This window comes from Stutzerimonas stutzeri, assembly GCF_024448935.1.
GTDB lineage: Bacteria > Pseudomonadota > Gammaproteobacteria > Pseudomonadales > Pseudomonadaceae > Stutzerimonas > Stutzerimonas stutzeri_AO.
Genome location: NZ_JAMOIE010000021.1, coordinates 1 through 21214, shown reverse-complemented (window position 1 = coordinate 21214; position 21214 = coordinate 1). Strand labels below are relative to the sequence as shown.

The window sequence follows — 21214 nt, the reverse complement described above, 5'->3', positions numbered from 1 at the left end:
CTGCTCAGCCTCCCTGCAAGCGCCGCAATACGCAGATTCTGTGGTTGGCACTGCTCTTGCTAAATCCCTATTGCCAGGAAGCTGCGGCTCAGGGACGAGAAAATTCAGAAATAGCTGACTAGGGTTCCGGCTCGCGGTTGCGAGTGGCTGGTCCGAGAGTTGGCGACCTCCAGTGAGGTTACACGGCGGGATAAAAGCCCGGGAGACGGCGTTCGACACGCAGCTCCCATTGCCATGTCCACTCACTGGAGGCCTTTTATGCCCCTGCTCGGATTCGACAGCACGACCGACCCGCGGCAACACCCCCCGATCGGAAGGGGGAGCTCCCCATGCGCCTGATCAATCGTGTTCCGGGCCGCACCGGCTGGACGCTGCTGGTGATGCTGCCCTTCGCAATTCTGCTGTTCGCCTACCTGGTCAGCTCTGCACAACGGCTCGAAACCAACCCCAACGACAAGCTCCTGCCTGGCTTCACGCAGATGTCCAGCGCGGTGGAGCGCCTTGCCTTCACAGCGGACAAACGCAGTGGCGACTACCTGTTCTGGCAGGACACCGCCTCCAGCCTCAAGCGCCTCGGCGTCGGCCTCGGCATCGCCGCGGTTGCCGGGCTGTGCCTCGGTGTCGCAGCCGGGACGCTGCCGCTCTTCAGCGCACCCCTGTCGCCTTTGCTGACGGTGCTGTCGATGGTCCCGCCGCTGGCGATCCTGCCGATTCTGTTCATCGTCTTCGGTCTCGGCGAGCTGTCCAAGGTGATGTTGATCGTGATTGGCGTGACCCCGGTGCTGGCACGCGATCTGGAACAGCGCGCCCGGGAGTTGCCGCCGGAGCTGCTGATCAAGGCGCAGACGCTGGGCGCCAACACCTGGACGCTGATCCTGCGGGTGGTGCTGCCGCAATTGCTGCCGCGCCTGTTGATCGCACTGCGCCTGGTGCTCGGTTCAGCCTGGCTGTTTCTCATCGCCGCCGAGGCCATCGCCTCCACCGACGGGCTGGGCTACCGCATCTTTTTGGTCCGCCGCTATCTGGCGATGGACGTGATCCTGCCGTACGTGGCCTGGATCACCCTGCTCGCCTGGAGCATGGATTTCGGTCTGCGCAAGCTCACCCAGCTGGCCTTCCCCTGGTACGAAGGAGCCAAGGCATGAGCGCTCCCAGCCGGCCGGCTGGCGAACGGCCAGCCAACCCTTTCATTCAGGTCGACAACGTCTGGCAGGAATATGGCGATCAGGTGGTGCTGGAACGGCTGAACCTGAGCGTCAACGAAGGTGAATTCTGCACCCTGGTCGGCGCGTCCGGCTGCGGCAAATCCACCTTTCTGCGCCTCTTGCTCGGCCAGGAACGGCCTAGCCGCGGCGACATCCTGCTCGATGGCGCACCCACCGCCGGCGAGCCCGACGCCAGCCGCGGCGTGGTATTCCAGCGTTATTCGGTGTTTCCACACCTGTCGGTACTGGACAACGTCGTCCTCGGCCTGGAGTTGCCCAGCTCCCCCCTGCTGGGCCGCCTGTTCGGCCGCGGCAAGCGCGACGCACGCGAGCAGGCCGAAGTGATCCTGCGCAAGGTGGGCCTCGGTCACTCGCTGGACAAGTACCCGGCACAGCTCTCCGGCGGCATGCAGCAGCGTCTGGCCATCGCCCAGGCGCTCGTCATGAAGCCCCGCGTGCTGTTGCTCGACGAGCCCTTCGGCGCACTCGATCCCGGCATTCGCAAGGACATGCATGAGCTGCTTCTGCAACTCTGGCGGGAGACCCGACTGACGGTGTTCATGGTCACCCACGACCTGTCCGAAGGCTTCACCCTCGGAACGCGCATCCTGGTGTTCGACAAGACCCGCCTCGACCCTCACGCCCCTGGTGCCTACGGCGCACGCGTCACCTATGACATCCCGCTGAACAGCGATCGTCGGGTCGCGCGCGCCGCCGCCGGCGACCTGCCACCGCAGCTAGGCCACCTGCATACCGTCAATCAAGGAGTCTGACATGAGCGCTTCACTCGCGATCCGCCCCATGCTTTATGAAGAAACCCTACCCGGCGGCGGCCACACTTCCTTCGTGCTCAAGCGCGGGCAGCTGTTGCGCCTGACCGACCTCGAAGGCGGCGCCAACGTCAGTCTGCTGATGTTCAATGCGCATGAAAAAAGCGAGCGCCTCAACCTGCCGGACACGCTCAAGTGCCAGCACACCGCCAAGCTCACCACCGGCCATTGCCTGTATTCGGACATGGGGCGGGTGCTGGCCTGCATCACAGCCGATACCTGTGGCTGGCATGACAGTTTCGGTGGCGTACTGAACGCTGACGAAGTCGCCGAGAAATACGGCCAGGGGCGCTATCAGGAACTGCGCAACGGCTTCTTCCGCAACGGCACGGACAACCTGCTGGTAGAAATGGGCAAGTGGAACCTGAATCTGCAGGACCTGCTGATGACACTCAATCTGTTCAGCAAGGTCACCGTAGACGCCGGCGGCGGCTTCGCCTTCGAGGCCGGCAACAGCAAGGCCGGCGACGCCGTGGAGCTGTACGCGCCAATGGACACGCTGGTGGTGCTGACCGCATTGCCACACCCGATGGACCCGAACCCCGAGTACGCAGCGAAACCCGTCCAACTCAGCTGGCACCGCGTCGACAGCGATGGCATCAGCGTCCTTTGCCGTACCTCGCGCGCGGAAAATAGCCGCGGCTTTCACAACACCGAACGACTCTATATTTGAGGAAGGGCTGCCCAAATGACCATCCACGAAAGCAACCTGCACCCCGAAGCCGCCAGTTTCCGGCATGTGATTCCGGCTGGCGAGCCCTATCTGTTCGAAGTGAAGGCCGGCCAGACCCTGCGCCTGCTCGATCTGGAAGGCAATCAGGCGGTCGACACCCTGTTTTTCAGCGCCATGAATCCGCGTGAGCGTTTTGATCCGCAGCGCACCCTGCGCCGGCAGAACAAGGTCTATCTCAGCACCGGCACGGTGCTCTACTCGAACCTTGGCAACCCGCTGCTGACCATCGTCGCCGACACCTGTGGCCGTCACGACACGCTCGGCGGGGCCTGTGCGCAGGAAAGCAACGTGGTGCGTTACGCCCTGGACAAGCGCTACATGCACAGCTGCCGCGATAACTTCCTGCGTGCCAGCCTGCACGACGGTCGCCTGGAGAAGCGCGACATCGGCGCCAACATCAACTTCTTCATGAACGTCCCGGTCACGCCCGACGGCGGCCTGACCTTCGCGGATGGCATCTCCGCCCCGGGCAAATATGTCGAGCTGAAGGCCGAGCAGGACGTGATCGTGCTGATTTCCAATTGCCCGCAACTGAACAACCCGTGCAACGGCTGGAACCCCACGCCGGCCGAAGTGCTGGTATGGGAAAAGGCCGAATAACGCGCTGAAGGCTGGAGGCTGAACGACCCGTAGGGTGGGCAACTCGCGAAGCGATTGCCCACCAAGGCCCCGCAGGGGCCCATCGGCGGGAAAGGCTGATGCCGTTTCCCAGCTACGCCAAGCTGGCCTTTTCGTCCAGCCTCCAGTCTCAAGCGCTCTTGTCAGCTTTACGATTTCACCCCCGGACGGCCGGGGGCGATGAATGAATATAAGCGGGACGGCCCGCCTCCCCCAGAGGGAATGAAGATGTTCGACACACTCCTGATCGCCAACCGCGGCGCCATTGCCTGCCGCATCCTGCGTACGCTGCGTGCCCTGGACGTGAAAGGCGTGGCCGTCTACTCGGAGGCCGATGCCGCCAGCTTGCATATCCAACAGGCCAGTGAAGCCCATAGCCTCGGCGAAGGCGCTGCCGCGAACACCTATCTGGCGGTCGAGAAGATCCTCGCCATTGCGCTTCGAACCGGTGCGAAAGCGGTCCACCCCGGCTATGGCTTCCTCTCCGAAAACGCCGCGTTCGCCGAAGCCTGCGAGGCGGCCGGTATCGCCTTCGTCGGGCCGACGCCGGAACAGCTCCGGGTATTCGGCCTCAAGCACACCGCCCGCGCGCTGGCCAAGCAGCACGGTGTGCCGATGCTCGAAGGCACCGAGCTGCTCGACAGCCTCACCGATGCGCTAGGCGCAGCCGAGCAGGTCGGCTATCCGGTCATGCTCAAGAGCACCGCTGGCGGCGGCGGCATCGGCATGCGGGTTTGCCGTGACGCGGCTGAACTGGCGGATGCCTTCGAGGCAGTCAAACGCTTGGGACAAAACAATTTCAGCGACGCCGGCGTATTCATCGAGAAATACATCCAGCGCGCCCGCCATCTGGAAGTGCAAGTCTTCGGTGATGGTGAGGGCGATGTGATCGCCCTCGGCGTGCGCGACTGCTCTGTGCAGCGGCGCAACCAGAAGGTGTTGGAGGAAACCCCCGCGCCGAACCTGCCCGCCGGCATGGCCGATGCGCTGTGCGAGGCGGCGATCAAGCTGGCCAAGGCGGTCAGCTATCGCAGCGCCGGCACGGTCGAGTTCGTCTATGACAGCCAGGCCGAGCAGTTCTACTTCCTCGAAGTGAACACCCGGCTGCAGGTCGAGCATGGCGTCACCGAGCAGGTTTGGGGCGTCGATCTGGTGCGCTGGATGATCGAACTGGCGGCCGGTGATCTGCCGCCGCTGACCGAGCTGGCCAAGAGCCTGAAGCCCGCGGGCCACGCCATCCAGGCGCGGCTCTATGCAGAGGACCCGGGGCGCGATTTTCAGCCGAGCCCTGGCCTGCTGACCACGGTCCAGTTTCCAGCTGCCGACGGCAAAGCACTGCGCATCGATACCTGGGTCGAAGCAGGTTGCGAAATTCCGCCCTACTTCGACCCGATGATCGCCAAGCTCATCACCTACGCGCCGACCCGTGAGGCAGCCAAGGCTGCGCTCGATCAGGCCTTAACCGACAGCCTGCTGTATGGCGTGGAGACCAACCGCGACTACCTGCGCCAGATTCTCAGGTATGCCCCGTTTGCCAAGGGCAGTCCCTGGACCCGTTGCCTGGACGGCCTGAGCTATCGGGCGACCACTTTCGAGGTGCTCAGCGCTGGCACCCAGACCACCGTTCAGGACTTTCCCGGCCGGCTCGGTTACTGGGCTGTCGGCGTGCCTCCGTCCGGGCCGATGGACAGCCGTGCGCTGCGCCTGGGCAATGTGCTGCTGGGTAATCCGACCGATGCAGCGGGCCTGGAAATCACCATGAGCGGGCCGATCCTGCGCTTCAACACCGATGCGGTGGTCGCGGTAACGGGCGCCGACATTCCGCCGAAGCTCGACGACGTCGAGCAACCGATGCGCACAGCGATTCTGGTCAAGGCCGGCAGCACGCTTGCGCTCGGCACCATCGCCGGGGCCGGTGCGCGCAGCTACCTGTGCATACGCGGCGGGCTGCGGGTGCCCGATTACCTGGGCAGCAAGAGCACCTTTACCCTTGGCCAGTTCGGCGGCCATGCCGGACGCGCACTGCGCGCCGGCGATGTACTGCATGTTCCCGAACTCGTTGACCGCAGCGCCGGCGCCAGCCTGCCTGTCGAGCTCTGCCCGCCGCTGCCATCGGTACGCGAGATCCGCGTGATCTACGGCCCGCACGGCGCGCCGGAATACTTCACGCAAGGCTATATCGAGCGCTTCTTCGCCACCGACTGGGAAGTGCATTTCAACTCCAGCCGCACCGGCGTTCGCCTCATAGGGCCGAAGCCCGAGTGGGTGCGTGACAGCGGCGGCGAGGCCGGCCTGCATCCCTCGAACATCCACGACAACCCCTACGCCATCGGCGCCGTGGACTTCACCGGCGACATGCCGGTCATCCTCGGCCCGGACGGCCCGAGCCTCGGCGGTTTCGTCTGCCCAGTTACCATCATCGAGGCCGACCTCTGGCAGATGGGCCAGCTCAAGGCCGGTGACCGGGTGCGCTTCGTGCCGGTGGATGTGGCCATGGCGCGTGAGTTGGCTAAGACCCAAAATCTTGAGTGCGCCAACCTTTGTAGGAGTGAGCTTGCTCGCGATCAGCCATGCGAAAGGATCGCCAGCAAGCTGGCTCCTACAACAGCACAAGCCCTCACCTCGCCCATCGTCCTCGATCTGGGTAAGGACGACACCCGCCTGGTCGCCCGGCTCTGCGGCGACACCCATTTGCTGTTGGAAATTGGCGCGCCCGAACTGGACCTTGTCCTGCGCTTCCGTGGCCACGCATTGATGCAGGCGCTGGAGGCGAAGAACCTCAACGGTGTGATCGACCTCACCCCCGGCATCCGCTCCCTGCAGGTGCATTACCAGCCGGAGACCCTGCCGCTTCAGAGCGTGCTCGATACCGTCGCCGGCCTCTGGGACGCGGTGTGCTCGGCGCAAGATCTCCGGGTCCCGTCGCGCATCGTGCATCTGCCACTTTCCTGGGACGACCCGGCCTGTCAGCTGGCGATCGACAAGTACATGACCACGGTGCGCAAGGACGCCCCCTGGTGCCCGAGCAATCTGGAATTCATCCGTCGCATCAACGACCTGCCGAACCTCGACGAGGTGCATCGCACCGTGTTCGAAGCCAGCTATCTGGTGATGGGCCTGGGCGACGTCTACCTCGGCGCGCCAGTGGCAACCCCCCTGGACCCGCGGCATCGGCTGGTCACCACCAAATACAACCCGGCGCGCACCTGGACCGCGGAAAACTCGGTCGGCATCGGTGGCGCCTACCTGTGCGTCTATGGCATGGAGGGCCCGGGCGGTTATCAGTTCGTCGGTCGCACGCTGCAGATGTGGAACCGCTACCGCGCGGTGGAAGCCTTCGGCGGCAAGCCCTGGCTGCTGCGCTTCTTCGACCAGATCCGCTTCTACCCGGTATCGGCCGAAGAGCTTTTGAAGATCCGCCGCGATTTCCCGTTGGGCCGCTACCCGCTGACGATCGAAGAGACCGAGCTGCGCCTGTCCGACTATCAGGAATTCCTGGCTAAGGAAGCCGCGGGTATCGACGCCTTCCGCAGCCAGCAGCGCGCGGCTTTCGACGCCGAACGCCAACGCTGGATCGCCTCAGGCCCGGCGCACTTGGAGAGCGAGGAAGTCGCCGCTGAGCTCGGTGAAGACGCCCCGCTGGGCGCCGGCGAGCATGGCATCGAAAGCCACATTGCCGGGAATCTCTGGCAGGTATCCGTGACCGAGGGCGCTCGGGTGGAAGCCGGCGACGTGCTGGTGATCCTCGAGAGCATGAAGATGGAAATCCCGCTCACCGCACCTGTTTCCGGCGTGGTCAAGGACATCCGAGTGCAGCCGGGCTCGCCCGTGCGTGCCGGCCAGCGGCTGGTGGTGATCGAGCGCGCGTAAGGCTCCCTGCCCCACCAAGACGACCGGGTGGATCACGCCTCACCGATCCACCAACCGGCCACCAGGCCGCCGGACCGCTGGGCCGCCGGACCGCCGGACCGCCGGACCGCCGGACCGCCCCGAACATCATGCGTGGAAAAGGCGTTGCCGTTTTCCACCTCAAGAGGAATACCACATGACAACCGACTTTGACCTACGCCTCGACACACTGCGCGCGGCTTACTCCAGCGCCACGCTGTCGCCGCGCGCACTCATCGCTGCAGTGCACGACCAGGCCACCGCCCTCCAGGCCGAATTCAAGCTCTTCATCCATCTGCTAACGAAGGATCAACTCGAGCCCTACCTCGCAGCCCTGGACAGCAAATCCCCGGCCGACCTGCCGCTCTACGGCATCCCCTTCGCCATCAAGGACAATATCGACCTGGCCGGCATCCCGACCACGGCCGCCTGCCCCGCCTTTGCCTATACACCGGAAACCAGCGCGACCATCGTCGACCAACTGATCACCCTCGGTGCCATCCCGCTTGGCAAGACCAACCTCGACCAGTTCGCCACCGGCCTCAACGGCACCCGTTCACCCTACGGCGAGTGCCGCAACAGCGTGCACCCGGACTATCCGTCGGGCGGCTCCAGCGCCGGTTCGTCCCTGGCCGTGGCACTCGGCCTGGCGAGCTTCGCATTGGGCACCGATACCGCCGGTTCCGGTCGGGTGCCGGCCGCATTGAACAACCTGATCGGCCTCAAGGCGAGCAAGGGCTTGATCTCCACCGCCGGCGTAGTCCCGGCGTGCCGTACGCTGGATTGCGTCACCTTCTTCACCGCCACCGCGGCCGAAGCCAGCCAGTTGCTGGCCCTGACCGCCGAACTCGACCCGCGCGACGAATACAGCCGCGCCAATCCGCTGTGGAACGACGGTTCAGCGTTTGGCCAGGTCAAATCCTTCCGTTTCGGCGTGCCCAAACGACCGGAATTTCTCGGCTGCCCGCAAAGCCCGGCGCTGTTCGCCACCACCGTCGAGCACCTGACAGCCATCGGCGGCGAGCCGGTGGAGATCGATTTCGCGCCCTTCCTTGAAGCCGCGCGGCTGCTCTACGAAGGCCCCTGGGTCGCTGAGCGCTACAGCGTTGCCGGCGGGTTGATCGAGCAGCAGCCCGACGCCGTGCTGCCGGTGATCAAGGCGGTGCTGGACAAGGCACCGGGCACCACTGCCGTGCAGCTGTTCCAGGCCCAGTACCGGCTGCAACAGCTCAAGGCCATCTGCGACCGGATCATGGTCGAGGTGGATTGCGTACTGACCCCGGCCTACCCGCGCCCGGTCACGCTGGACGAACTGCACGCCGAACCGGTCAAGCGCAATTCGGACCTGGGCTACTACACCAATTTCATGAACATGCTGGACTACGCCGCCGTGGCGGTGCCGGCGGGCGTGATGCAGAACGGCCTGCCCTGGGGCGTGACCTTGTTCGGGCGAGTATTCACCGATCAGTACCTGTTGAGCCTGGCCGACATGCTGCAACGGCAACATGGCCTCGCATTGATCGGTGGCCAGTCGATCACCTCGCCGGCCCCACAGAACGCCGCACGCAGCGACCGCACCCGTGTCGTGGTCTGCGGCGCGCACCTGGATGGCCTGCCGCTGAACTGGCAGCTCAAACAGCGCGGCGGCCGATTGCTCGAAGCGACGCGCAGCGCAGCGCATTACAAGCTGTACGCGTTGGCCGGTGGCCCACCGTTCCGCCCGGGCATGGTGCGAGTCGCCGATGACGGTGTCGCCATTGAGGTGGAAATCTGGGACGTCCCGAGCTCTGAACTGGGCTCCTTCCTCGCCGGCATCCCGGCACCCCTCGGGCTGGGCAAGGTCCAACTGGCCGACGGCAGTTGGGAGACCGGCTTCATCTGCGAACCGTACGGTTTGCACGGTGCCGTCGATATCAGCGAGTACGCTGGCTGGCGAGCCTATATGAAGAGTCATAGCTGAGCGGGGCCGGCAAACGTTGTGTTTCGCGATGCGCTGCCGAACTCGTCGACTGCTCCGCTGAGCGCGCACGACGCTCTGTCGAAGACAGCCTGGAGCCTATGGGCGTGAATCGTATCGATGTCGCCTGATCCATGACGTCTCCGAAGACCCGTGCGGCCCACAGCGGACCGGGTACTTCCAACGGGCCATGCAAGGCGGTAGACCTTTGTACCTTGCCGTCGGGACGCATCGCGGGATGAATACCGCTGAAAAACGGGCGCACAGCATCCGATGGTCAGCAGGCTATGGGCAGGTGGGTTTATGGAGCGGACACGTCCAAACGAACCAAAACGGAGCCATGCGGTGCGATGGCTGCACATCTATCGCGCCGAACCGAGTTGCGACGCGCCGAGACGGTAGCCAACTTCCCATGCCTGACCAGGTCCGCAAGCCATTGTGTGAATGGAGATTTACGATTTTTTCGCTGCTGCGAAACCGCCATTGAGCGAACTGGCCTGCCCCTTGCAATCCATCAATTACCACGTCTTCGGGTCGCCAACGGCGGTGATCGGGACGAATTGACAAAGGCGTCAACGGTGCTCGCTCTGCTCATGCAGAGGGTGCGTCCGTTACGCCTTTTTTTCGTTTCGCGATTGAAGGAAGAATCATGCGCAAGACTCGCCGTACGCTACTGAAAACGCTGGTTGCCAGCCTCGGATGCTCGGCCCTGCTGCAATGGGTACCGATGATCGCCTGGGCTGGCGATCCGGAGAAAGAGGAACTCAAGCTCGGCTTCATCAAGCTCACCGACATGGCGCCCCTGGCGATTGCCTACGAAAAGGGCTATTTCGAAGATGAAGGCCTCTACGTCACGCTTGAGGCCCAGGCCAACTGGAAGGTGCTGCTGGACCGCGTGATCGATGGCGAACTGGACGGCGCGCACATGCTCTCCGGTCAGCCGCTCGGTGCCACCATCGGCTTTGGCACCAAGGCCGACATCATCACGGCCTTCACCATGGACCTCAATGGCAATGCCATCACCATGTCCAACGCGATCTGGGAGCAGATGAAACCCAACGTGCCCATGGTCGACGGCAAACCGCAGCACCCGATCAAGGCCGACGCGCTGAAACCGGTGATCGAGCAGCTCAACGCCAGCGGCAAGTCATTCAACCTGGGCATGGTGTTCCCGGTCTCCACGCACAACTACGAGCTGCGCTATTGGCTGGCCGCCGGCGGCATTCATCCCGGCTACTACGCACCGAACAAGGGCGATATCAGCGGCCAGATCGATGCCCAGGCATTGCTCTCGGTCACCCCGCCACCACAGATGCCTTCGACCATGGAAGCCGGCACCATCCATGGCTACAGCGTCGGCGAGCCGTGGAACCAGCAGGCGGTGTTCAAGGGTATCGGCGTGCCGGTAGTGGCCGACTACGCGATCCGCAAGAACATGTCGGAGAAGGTCTTCGGCGTCTCCAAGGCCTGGGCCGAAGCCAACCCGGAAACCCACAAGCGGCTGGTCAAGGCGCTGATCCGCGCCGGCAAGTGGCTCGATGACGACAACAACGCCAACCGCCAGGAAGCGGTGGAGATTCTCTCGCGGCCCGAGTACGTCGGTGCCGACGCCAAGGTCATCGCCAACTCCATGACCGGCACTTTCGAGTTCGAGAAGGGCGACAAGCGCGAGGTGCCGGACTTCAACGTGTTCTTCCGCTATCACGCCACCTACCCCTACTACTCCGACGCCATCTGGTACCTGACCCAGATGCGCCGCTGGGGCCAGATCGCCGAAGCCAAGCCGGACAGCTGGTACCTGGACATGGCCAAGCAGGTCTATCGCCCCGACATCTACCGCGAAGCCGCCACCGCGCTGATCGAAGACGGCCTGCTCACTGCGGACGACTTTCCCGCAGCCGATGAAGACGGCATCCGCGAGCCGCTGGCCGACACCATCGACGGCATCACCTACGACGGCCACGCGCCCAACGCCTATCTCGAACAGTTCGCGATCGGCCTGAAAGGCGATACCACCCTCTGACCCCGCCCCCAGCGAGCCGTTGCGGCTCCCTTACTCGGAGAGGACATGTCGATGAGCAATCCAGCCGTCGCGAAAAGCATCAAGCAAACGCTCGAGGCCGGCCGTAAGGCCCGGCTCCGGCGCTGGCTGGCGCAGGTCATCATGCCGCTGGTGGGCGTTCTGGCCTTCCTGCTGTTCTGGCAGCTGGTGGCGACCAACATCCAGACCAGCCTCGGCCAGTTTCCGGGGCCCAGCCAGGTAGCCGAGCAGTTCAACGGGCTGGTCGATGCGCATCTTCAAGCGCGGGAGAAAGCCGAGGCCTTCTACCAGCGCCAGGAAGAGCGCAACGCCGCCAAGCTGGCCAAAAACCCCGACGCCGAGGTGAAGATTCGGCCCTACACCGGCAAGCCGACCTTCTTCGAGCAGATCATCACCAGCCTCTACACGGTGATGACCGGCTTCGCCATCGCCTCGCTGGTCGCGGTGCCGCTGGGCATCGTCTGCGGCCTGAGCAAGACGGTGTACAGCGCCGTCAATCCGCTGATCCAGATCTTCAAGCCGGTGCCGCCGCTGGCCTGGCTGCCGCTGGTGACCATGGTGGTCAGCGCCGTCTATGTCAGTGAAGACCCGCTGATGGCGAAGTCCTTCGTTACCTCGGCGCTGACCGTCGCCCTCTGCTGCCTGTGGCCGACGGTGATCAACACCACCGTTGGCGTCGCCAACCTCGACAAGGACCTGCAGAACGTCAGCCGCGTGCTGCGCCTGTCGCCGCTCAGCCATGTACGCCGCATCGTCCTGCCAGCCGCCATTCCGATGATATTCACCGGCCTGCGGCTGTCGCTGGCGACCGGTTGGATGGTGCTGATCGCCGCGGAAATGCTGGCGCAGAACCCCGGCCTCGGCAAATTCATCTGGGACGAGTTCCAGAACGGCAGTTCCAACTCCCTCGGCCGGATCATGGTCGCGGTGATCGTCATCGGCCTGATCGGCTTCGCCCTGGATCGCATCATGCTGATGCTCCAGCGCCGCGTGAGCTGGGACAAGAACGCAGACCTGCGCTGAGGAAACCACGATGAACCCTATCCATCTCGAACTCACCGGCGTCGGTATCAGCTTCCCTACCGACAAAGGGCTCTACTGCGCCCTGCAGAACGCCAACCTGCGCATCGCCAAGGGCGAATTCGTCTCGCTGATCGGCCACTCCGGCTGCGGCAAGTCGACGGTGCTGAATATCGTCGCCGGGCTTTATCAGGCCACCACCGGCGGCGTGATCCTCGACGGGCGCGAAGTCAACGCGCCCGGCCCGGAGCGCGCGGTGGTGTTCCAGAACCACAGCCTGCTGCCCTGGTTGTCCTGCTACGAGAATGTCGAACTGGCAGTGCGTCAGGTCTTCAAGGGCCAGAAAAGCCGCCGGGAGATGCGCGACTGGATCGAGCACAACCTCCAACTGGTGCACATGACCCACGCCCGCGACAAGCGCCCCAGCGAGATCTCCGGCGGCATGAAACAGCGCATCGGCATCGCCCGCGCGCTGGCCATGCAACCCAAGGTGCTGCTGATGGACGAGCCCTTCGGCGCGCTCGACGCACTGACTCGCGCACACCTGCAGGACTCGCTGATGGAGATCCACGCCGACCTCGGCAACACGGTGATCATGATCACCCATGACGTCGACGAGGCCGTGCTGCTCTCCGACCGTATCGTGATGATGACCAATGGCCCCTCGGCCACCATTGGCGACATCCTGCGCGTCGAGCTCCCGCACCCACGCGACCGCATGAGCTTGGCACACGACGCCCAGTACCACGCTTATCGCGCGCAAGTCCTCGCATTCCTCTACCAACGCCAGCAGCGGCCCGCGGCATGACCGCCACAGCTCAGGTCTTGCCTCGCACGGCTGCGCCGACGCTTGTCGTAGATACTCTGTTGCCGGTCGAGCTTTTAGCAGCTAAAAAAACTTGGCTGGATCAAGATCCTCGCGGCCCGCGCATGCCCACAGTGCGGTCAGCTATTTGCGCATCAGCGCGCCGATGGCCTGCATTTTCTTCTTGCCGCGGCCAACCAGTGCTTCGTAAGACGCCTTCACGTAGGGGCGAACTTGTTCGTCCGCGTTTGACGTCCCGGTGATCGGTGCCTGGTGCCTCGAGCGAACAGATTCGCCCCTACGCTTCGGCGTGCGCCGCGGCTTAGTCGAATTCGCCTCTACGCTGCGGACGGCTCGGGCGCTCATTGCAGCTTGGTTCTTCGAGCTGGCGCGGAACAGGCGATTGCTGTTGCGCTGTTCGCCATAGCATCGCCTGATGGTCATGACGCCAACTAAGGCAGCCGCCGCTTTCGACGATTGTCCGGCTCGGGCCAGACGTGCGGACCCGCTCAACATCCACCATCGCCGAGCTGCAGCAGTCGCTGCACATCCTCGCGATGGCAGAGTTCGGTACCGGGGCGCATCACGGTTGCGCTCCCGGCGGCGACACCGAAGCGCACAGCCTCAACAATGTCGCGCCCGTCGGCCAGCGCCAGCACAATGGCACCGAGCATACTGTCGCCGGCGCCCACCGCACTGACGACTGTAACCTCTGGCGAGCGCAGCCGTTTTAGCTGCTCGCCATAGGCCACCAGCGCCCCTTCCGCGCCCAGCGAGAGCACAATGATTTGCGCACAACCCTCCGCCATCAGGCTGCGTAGCGCTTGCTCCTGTTCCAGTTCGCTCGTGATCGGGCCACCCACCAGCGTCGACAGCTCGTTGAGACTCGGTTTCAGCAAGTATGCACCGCCCCGACGTGCAGCGTAGGCCAGTGGCTCGCCGGACAGGTCGACGACCAGCCTGGCACCGATGCGTCGCGCCAGTCCGAGTAGATCATCGTAGAACGTGAACGCCACGCCGGGCGGAAAGCTTCCGCTCAGCACCAGATACCTCGGCGCAGGATGCAGCGAGGCCAACGCGTCGAGACAGCGGCTCAGTTCATCTGAGGACAGCGAAGGGCCAGGCAGCACGAAACGGTACTGCAGCCCGGTGTCGAACTCGTCCACCGTGAAGCTTTCACGCGTGTCGCCAACGATCGGGACCGGGCGGTGCGCCAGACCCAGCTGATCCAGCGCACGTGTGAGCAGATCACCGAAAGGGCCGCCTGCGGGATAGATCGCCAGCGCATCGCCCCCCAGCGTATCGACCACCCGCGCGACGTTGATCCCTCCGCCGCCCGGGTCATGGCGCGGCAGCGAACAGCGCAACTTCTCGGTGCTGGTCACCCGCGCAGTACTGACGGACAGATCCATAGCCGGGTTGAGGGTCAGACTGGCAATAACGGGCATCGATCACTCCTTGAAGCTTGCAGGCCAAGCCTAGCACCCACCGTGAGGGTAATACATCACCAAGGCATTGCCCCGAAATGGCGCTCTGCGCACAACGGTTGTGCAGCCGACGCCGCCCGGTTGCCCCTGCCCAACATCACTGCTGCGTAAAACGCGGCCGCCGACAGACTGGCACGCTAGGTGCTTGGTTTTCGGCACGGTAGGCCAACGGCGGTCTCCACGTTAAGACAAAGGCGTCGCAACATTCCTGCTCCGGCAGGCGTGCTGCGGCGCCTTTTTGTTTTCGCCTCGAAGCTGGGGCGGCCTCTTTTGCACTAGATGAATGCCTGGAGCCTAACCGATGAATCCCAGTTTCTGGAAAGCCGGCCATACGCCGACGCTGTTCTGCGCCTTTCTCTACTTCGATTTGAGCTTCATGGTCTGGTACATCCTCGGCCCCATGGGCGTGCAGATCGCCGCCGATCTCGGGCTGACCACCCAGCAGCGCGCCTTCATGGTCGCCACGCCGATCCTTTCCGGCGCAGTCCTGCGCCTGGTGCTGGGCGTGCTGGCCGACCGCACCTCGCCGAAGACCGCCGGCCTGTTCGGCCAGATCACCGTGATCGCCGCCTTGTTCGTAGCCTGGCTCAATGGCGTTCACAGCTATGAGCAGGCGCTGCTGCTCGGTCTGTTTCTCGGCATGGCCGGCGCGTCCTTCGCTGTTGCGCTGCCATTGGCCTCGCAGTGGTACCCGCCGCAGCATCAGGGCAAGGCCATGGGCATCGCCGGTGCCGGCAACTCCGGTACTGTCTTCGCAGCGCTGTTCGCGCCGGTGCTGGCCACGATGTTCGGCTGGAGCAACGTGTTCGGCCTGGCGCTGATCCCGCTGACGCTGACCCTGATGATCTTTGCCAGCGTGGCCAAGAACGCACCGAACCGTCCCGCGCCGAAGTCCTTCGCCGACTATATGAAGGCGTTGGGAGATCGCGACAGCTGGTGGTTCATGTTCTTCTACAGCGTCACCTTCGGCGGCTTTCTCGGCCTGGCCAGCACCCTGCCCGGCTATTTCCACGACCAGTACGCCTTCGACCCGGTCAAGGCCGGCTACTACACCGCGGCGTGTGTATTCGCCGGCAGCATGCTGCGCCCGCTCGGTGGTGCGCTGGCCGACCGTATCGGCGGCATTCGCTCGCTGCTGGTGATGTACACCGTCGCGGCAGCCTGCCTGTTCATCGTCGGCTTCAACTTGCCGAACTCGACGGCTGCCCTGGCGCTGTTCGTCGTCGCCATGCTCAGCCTGGGTGCCGGCAACGGCGCGGTGTTCCAGCTGGTGCCGCAGCGCTTCAACAAGGAAATTGGGGTGATGACCGGACTGGTCGGCATGGCGGGTGGCATCGGCGGCTTCCTGCTGACCGCAGGCCTGGGCGTCGTCAAGCAGGCCACCGGTGACTACCAGATGGGCCTCTGGCTGTTCGCCAGCCTGGGTGCGCTGGCCTGGTTCGGCCTTTATGGCGTCAAGCGTCGCTGGAGAACGACCTGGGGATCTGCGGCGATGACCGCTGCACGCGTATAGAGGCAGCTGCAAGCTGCAAGCTACAAGCTACAAGCTACAAGCTACAAGCTACAAGCTCAGAGCTGCACGCTGCACGCTGCACGCTCAGAGCTGAGCCAGCCATATGTAACGCTTTTCTTGTCGCTTGCAGCTTGCCCTGCCCCCTTGGAGCTTTCTTGATGCCTTTGCAGTTGTCATTCGGCGAAGCCACCGCAACCGGCCCGCGTGAGGAGAATCAGGACGCGCTGCGCATCGTCACGCCGACACCGGGGCTCGCGGCGAGCAAGGGCGCGCTGTTTGCCATTGCCGACGGCGTCAGCCAGTGTGCCGATGGCGGCCTCGCCGCACGGGCCACCCTGCAGGCACTGGCCACCGATTACTACGCCACACCGGAAACCTGGACCGTCGCGCAGTCGCTCGACCGGCTGTTGGTTGCCCACAATCGCTGGCTGCAGGCCAACGGTGGCGGTCAGCCGCTGCTGACCACGTTGACCGCATTGGTGCTGCGCGGCCGTTGCTTTACCCTCGCCCATATCGGTGACTGTCGCGCCTACCGCTGGCTCGACGGCGAGCTGCAGCGGCTCAGCGAAGACCACGTCTGGGACCAGCCGAACATGCAGCACGTACTCAAACGTGCCATGGGCCTGGACCAGCATCTGGTGGTGGATTACCTCGACGGCGAACTACGTCTCGGCGAATGCTTCGCACTGCTCAGCGACGGCGTCTGGACCAGCATCACCGAAGGCGATATCCAGAACGTCCTGCGTGCCGAGCCCGACCTGCCCAACGCCGCCCGGGCGCTGGTCCACCTCGCGCATCAGACCGGTAGCCAGGACAATGCCAGCGCCCTGCTGCTGCGGGTCGATGAACTGCCGGAAGCGGCGCTGGCCGACTCGCTCGCGCAGCTGGCGGACTGGCCTTTGCCGCCCAGATTGCGCCCCGATCAGGTTTTCGAAGGCTGGACCGTCGAGGCGCTGCTGGCCGAGTCGCGTCAGTCACTGGTCTACCGCGTGCGGGACCAATCGGGTCAGCCCTGGCTGCTGAAAACATTGCCGGCCAGCCGCGACGATGAACCCGCAGCCGGACCGGCCCTGCTGCAGGAAGAGTGGTTTCTACGCCGCGTTGAAGGTCGTGCTTTTCCCCAAGTCCTTGGGCTACCCCAGCGCCAGCACCTGTATTACGTGCAGCGTGAATACCGTGGCCAGACCCTCGCCCGGCAATTTGGCCAGCAGGGCCCGATGGCACTGACCGATTGGCTGCAGCTGGCCCCACGGCTGGTCCGGGCAGTGGGCATGCTGCACCGTCGCAACATCCTGCACCGCGATATCAAGCCCGAGAATCTGCACCTTGGCGATGACGGCGAGCTGCGCCTGCTGGATTTCGGCCTCGCCTACTGCCCGGGCCTGTCCCGAGATCTGCCGCATCATCTCCCGGGTACGCCAAGCTATATCGCGCCGGAAGCCTTTGGCGGCGAACCACCAAGTCGGGAACAGGACCTCTATGCAGCAGGCGTCACGCTCTACTACCTGCTCAGCGGCCACTACCCCTACGGCGAAGTCGAGGCCTTCCAGCGCCCCCGTTTCGGATTGCCGGTGCCTGCCAGTCGCTACCGGCCCGACCTGCCCCAGTGGCTGGATGACATGCTCAGGCGTGCCGTCGCGGCCGATCCCTCGCAGCGTTTCGAAACCGCGGAAGAATGGCTGCTGACCCTGGAGCAGGGTGAGCGCCTGACCGGCGGCAGGACGAAGCGGCCGTTGCTTGAGCGCGAGCCACTGAAGGTCTGGCGCGGCCTCGCGCTGATGTCATTGCTGCTGAATCTGGTGCTGCTGGCGTGGCTGGCAAAAGGCAGCTGAGCGACTGACCGCGCTCAGATCGACATGCGACGGACAATCAAACCCTGCCGCGCAACGCGAACCAGTTGCCGCACACAGTCTTCTAGACCTGCCGCACTTGGCGCCTGGATCACGGCCAGGTCGAAACTGTCCGCAGCGAAATGCGCCAGTGACTCATCGGCACCGCTGAACTGAACGAGAAAGGCGCGCGGCTTGCTCCAGCGCTTCGGCCAGCCATCGAGATAGCGCAACAGCGAGGGTTGATGGCTGCCGCCAAGGAGGATTTTCGGATTGCTGCGAACCAGCCCGCTGGTGATCGGGGCCAGACGTAGAGGAGCGCGTTGCAGTGCATTCATTTGGGAAATGTCCCGCCTCGAGAATTCCGCTGGGCAGCGGTGGGAGGCGACACCGAACCAGCGCTTTAGCGGTATTTCGAAGCCTTCGGCTCCAGGCGCCCCGCAAGTAGCTGACTAAATCGGCGCATGCGTTGAACAATAGGAAAGCGCCACGGGTGCTGTCAATGCCCAATTCCAGCGAGCCTTGCGTTTCGCTGCACCAGCACTGCGCGGCACGCTTCATATGGGTGCAGAAAAACAACGACCTCGAATCCGTCCATGTCACTAACCGTTTGAAAATAAAGGATTTACGAGGTTGGCACGGGCTCTGCATTGTCATCTTCAACATCAAGCCAGGCCCTCAACGTGGAGGGCCGGGCTCCGAATACGGATGACAAGGACAAAGGCGTCCTCACTGGGAGACCAGTGGGGCGCCTTTTTCGTTGTTGGACCTTTTCAATGGCATGGCCAGGCAGCGAACAGCCATCCGGCCCGGCGCGGAGAACGGCATGAAGAAACTCAAACTGGTGATGATTGGCAACGGCATGGCCGGGGTACGCACCCTCGAAGAGCTGCTCAAGCTGGCCCCCGAGCTTTACGACATCACGGTGTTCGGTGCCGAGCCCCATCCGAACTACAACCGTATCCTGCTGTCCCCCGTGTTGGCTGGCGAACAGACCTTCGAAGAGATCGTGCTCAACGATCTCAGCTGGTACGCCGAGCACAACATCCGCCTGATGCTCAACCGCAAGGTGGTCGAGATCGACCGCGCCAGGCGCCGCGTCATCGCCGAGGACGGCAGCGAAGCCGAATACGACCGCCTGCTGATTGCCACCGGCTCGAATCCCTTCATCCTGCCGATACCGGGCAACCAGCTCGACGGCGTGATCGGCTACCGCGACATTGCCGACACCCAGACGATGATGGACGCCGCCAAGACCCATAAGCACGCGGTGGTCATCGGCGGCGGGTTGCTCGGGCTGGAAGCGGCCAACGGCCTGAAGCTGCGCGGCATGGAGGTCACCGTGGTGCATATCGGCGAATGGCCGATGGAGCGCCAGCTGGACAAGACCGCCGGCACCTTGCTGCAGCAGGCGCTGGAAGCGCGCGGACTGAAGTTCAAGATGCAGAAGCAGACCGCCGAGTTGCTCGGCAACGAGCAGGGCCGCGTCCGGGCCGTGCGCTTCGCCGACAACGAGGTGATCGACGCGGATCTGGTTGTCATGGCTGCCGGCATCCGCCCCAACAGCGAACTGGCGGAAAAAGCCGGGCTGCCCTGCAACCGCGGCATCCTGGTCAACGACACGCTGCAGACCTATGACCCGCGCGTCTATGCCGTCGGCGAGTGCGCCAACCATCGTGGCACCGCCTACGGCCTGGTGGCGCCGCTGTTCGAGCAGGCCAAGGTCTGCGCCAACCACTTGGCCATGCTGGGCTTCTCCCGCTACCTGGGCTCGGTCACCTCGACCAAGCTCAAGGTCACCGGCATCGATCTGTTCTCCGCGGGCGATTTCATCGGCGGCGACGGCACCGAGACCATCACCCTCTCCGACCCCATCGGCGGCGTGTACAAGAAGCTGGTGATCAAGAACAACATCCTTGTCGGTGCCTGCCTGTACGGCGACACGGCGGACGGCGGCTGGTATTTCCGTCAGGTGCGCGAAGGCCACAACGTCAGCGAGATCCGCGACCAGCTCATGTTTGGAGAGGGTGCCATCGGCGACACCGGCCATCAGGGCCAGAACAAGGCCATGGCCATGCCCGACGGCATGGAAGTCTGCGGCTGCAACGGCGTGTGCAAAGGCGAGATCGTCAAGGCGATTCAGGAACATGGATTGTTCTCCGTCGACGACGTGAAGAAGCACACCAAGGCTGCCAGCTCCTGCGGCTCCTGCGCCGGGCTGGTCGAACAGATTCTCATGAGCACCGTCGGCGGCGCCGCGGACGTGAAGCCGAAAAGCGAAAAAGCCATCTGCGGCTGCAGCGACCTCAACCACGGCCAGGTGCGCAAGGCCATCGTCGATCAGCACCTGATCAGCATTCCTGACGCCATGCGCTATATGAACTGGCGCACCCCCAACGGCTGCGCCACCTGTCGCCCGGCTTTGAATTACTACCTGATTTCTTCCTGGCCCGGCGAAGCCAAGGACGATCCGCAGTCGCGCTTCATCAACGAGCGCGCCCACGCCAATATCCAGAAGGACGGCACCTATTCGGTCATTCCGCGGATGTTCGGCGGCGTGACCAATGCCGCCGAGCTGCGCCGCATCGCTGACGTCGCCGACAAGTACCAGGTGCCGATGGTGAAGGTCACCGGCGGCCAGCGCATCGATCTGCTGGGCATCAAGAAGGACGACCTGCCAAACGTCTGGAAGGACCTGGACATGCCCGACGGCCACGCCTACGGCAAATCGATCCGCACCGTGAAGACCTGCGTGGGCAAGGAGTTCTGCCGTTTCGGCACGCAGAATTCGACCGGGCTGGGCATCGATCTGGAGAAGGCATTGTTCGGCATGTACTCGCCGCACAAGGTCAAGCTCGCGGTCTCCGCCTGCCCGCGCAACTGCGCCGAGTCCGGCATCAAGGACGTTGGCATCATCGGCGTCGATTCCGGCTGGGAACTGTACGTCGGTGGCAACGGTGGCATCAAGACCGAAGCCGGCGAGTTCTTCGTCAAGGTCAAGACCGCCGAGGAAGTCGCCGAATACAGCTTCGCCTTCCTCCAGCTCTACCGCGAGGAAGGCTTCTACCTCGAACGCACCGTGCACTACATGCAGCGCGTCGGCCTGGACTACATCAAGAAGATCGTCCTGGAAGACGAAGCCCGGCGCAAGGCGCTGGCCCAGCGGCTGATGTTCTCCCTGAGCTTCGAAGGTGACGGCTGGAAGCGGGTGATTGCCGAGCAGTCACGGAAGAAAGAATACGAAACCATCCAGTTGGCCCAGATCGAGCCCGCGTGACCATCCACGTA

The 21214-nt window shown here is 64.0% G+C and carries 15 protein-coding genes and 1 riboswitch; of the genes, 12 read left to right on the top strand and 3 right to left on the bottom strand.

Features of this window, described 5'->3' with window-relative positions; all coding sequences use genetic code 11:
- Positions 1-107 precede the first annotated feature (107 nt).
- Positions 108-207: riboswitch (guanidine-I (ykkC/yxkD leader) on the top strand.
- 122 nt (positions 208-329) lie between these two features.
- From NA637_RS08555 to NA637_RS08515, 9 genes are all read left to right on the top strand, one after another.
- Complete coding sequence (locus NA637_RS08555) at positions 330-1145, top strand: ABC transporter permease (protein WP_256071866.1); 816 nt, start codon at positions 330-332, stop codon at positions 1143-1145.
- Positions 1142-1978, top strand: coding sequence for an ABC transporter ATP-binding protein (locus NA637_RS08550; RefSeq protein WP_256071865.1), 837 nt, complete (start codon positions 1142-1144; stop codon positions 1976-1978). Before NA637_RS08555 ends, NA637_RS08550 begins: the two co-directional genes overlap by 4 nt.
- 1 nt (position 1979) lies before the next feature.
- Complete coding sequence (locus NA637_RS08545) at positions 1980-2708, top strand: urea amidolyase associated protein UAAP1 (RefSeq protein ID WP_256071864.1); 729 nt, start codon at positions 1980-1982, stop codon at positions 2706-2708.
- 15 nt (positions 2709-2723) lie between these two features.
- On the top strand, positions 2724-3368 hold the full coding sequence (locus tag NA637_RS08540) for an urea amidolyase associated protein UAAP2 (protein WP_256071863.1): 645 nt from the start codon (positions 2724-2726) through the stop codon (positions 3366-3368).
- Between the two features lie 246 nt (positions 3369-3614).
- Positions 3615-7256, top strand: coding sequence for an urea carboxylase (uca, locus tag NA637_RS08535; RefSeq protein WP_256071862.1), 3642 nt, complete (start codon positions 3615-3617; stop codon positions 7254-7256).
- A 175-nt stretch (positions 7257-7431) separates the two neighbouring features.
- Positions 7432-9234, top strand: a complete 1803-nt coding sequence (gene atzF / locus NA637_RS08530) for an allophanate hydrolase (RefSeq protein ID WP_256071861.1) — start codon at positions 7432-7434, stop codon at positions 9232-9234.
- Positions 9235-9880: 646 nt separating this feature from the next.
- On the top strand, positions 9881-11254 hold the full coding sequence (locus NA637_RS08525) for a CmpA/NrtA family ABC transporter substrate-binding protein (protein WP_256071860.1): 1374 nt from the start codon (positions 9881-9883) through the stop codon (positions 11252-11254).
- 51 nt (positions 11255-11305) lie between these two features.
- A complete protein-coding gene (locus tag NA637_RS08520; RefSeq protein ID WP_256071859.1) occupies positions 11306-12295 on the top strand; it encodes an ABC transporter permease in 990 nt (329 codons plus the stop codon).
- Positions 12296-12305: 10 nt separating this feature from the next.
- On the top strand, positions 12306-13100 hold the full coding sequence (locus tag NA637_RS08515) for an ABC transporter ATP-binding protein (protein WP_256071858.1): 795 nt from the start codon (positions 12306-12308) through the stop codon (positions 13098-13100).
- A 141-nt stretch (positions 13101-13241) separates the two neighbouring features.
- On the opposite strand, the gene NA637_RS08510 is transcribed toward NA637_RS08515, so the two are convergent.
- Together NA637_RS08510 and NA637_RS08505 are read right to left on the bottom strand one after the other, a co-directional pair.
- Positions 13242-13541, bottom strand: a complete 300-nt coding sequence (locus NA637_RS08510; protein WP_256071857.1) for a hypothetical protein — start codon at positions 13539-13541, stop codon at positions 13242-13244.
- Positions 13542-13606: 65 nt separating this feature from the next.
- Positions 13607-14545, bottom strand: a complete 939-nt coding sequence (locus tag NA637_RS08505; protein ID WP_256071856.1) for a 1-phosphofructokinase family hexose kinase — start codon at positions 14543-14545, stop codon at positions 13607-13609.
- Between the two features lie 340 nt (positions 14546-14885).
- Here NA637_RS08505 and NA637_RS08500 point away from each other — a divergent pair, with 340 nt between their 5' ends.
- Both NA637_RS08500 and NA637_RS08495 read left to right on the top strand, forming a co-directional pair.
- Entirely contained in the window at positions 14886-16097 is a 1212-nt protein-coding gene (locus tag NA637_RS08500; protein WP_256071855.1) for an MFS transporter, read from the top strand.
- A gap of 158 nt (positions 16098-16255) precedes the next feature.
- Complete coding sequence (locus tag NA637_RS08495; RefSeq protein WP_256071854.1) at positions 16256-17929, top strand: bifunctional protein-serine/threonine kinase/phosphatase; 1674 nt, start codon at positions 16256-16258, stop codon at positions 17927-17929.
- Between the two features lie 14 nt (positions 17930-17943).
- On the opposite strand, the gene NA637_RS08490 is transcribed toward NA637_RS08495, so the two are convergent.
- Entirely contained in the window at positions 17944-18264 is a 321-nt protein-coding gene (locus tag NA637_RS08490) for a class I SAM-dependent methyltransferase (RefSeq protein WP_256071853.1), read from the bottom strand.
- A 488-nt stretch (positions 18265-18752) separates the two neighbouring features.
- On the opposite strand from NA637_RS08490, the gene nirB reads away from it, so the two are divergent.
- Positions 18753-21203: a nitrite reductase large subunit NirB gene (nirB, locus tag NA637_RS08485; protein WP_256071852.1), complete on the top strand. Its 2451-nt coding sequence runs from the start codon at positions 18753-18755 to the stop codon at positions 21201-21203.
- The last annotated feature ends 11 nt before the right edge of the window (positions 21204-21214 follow it).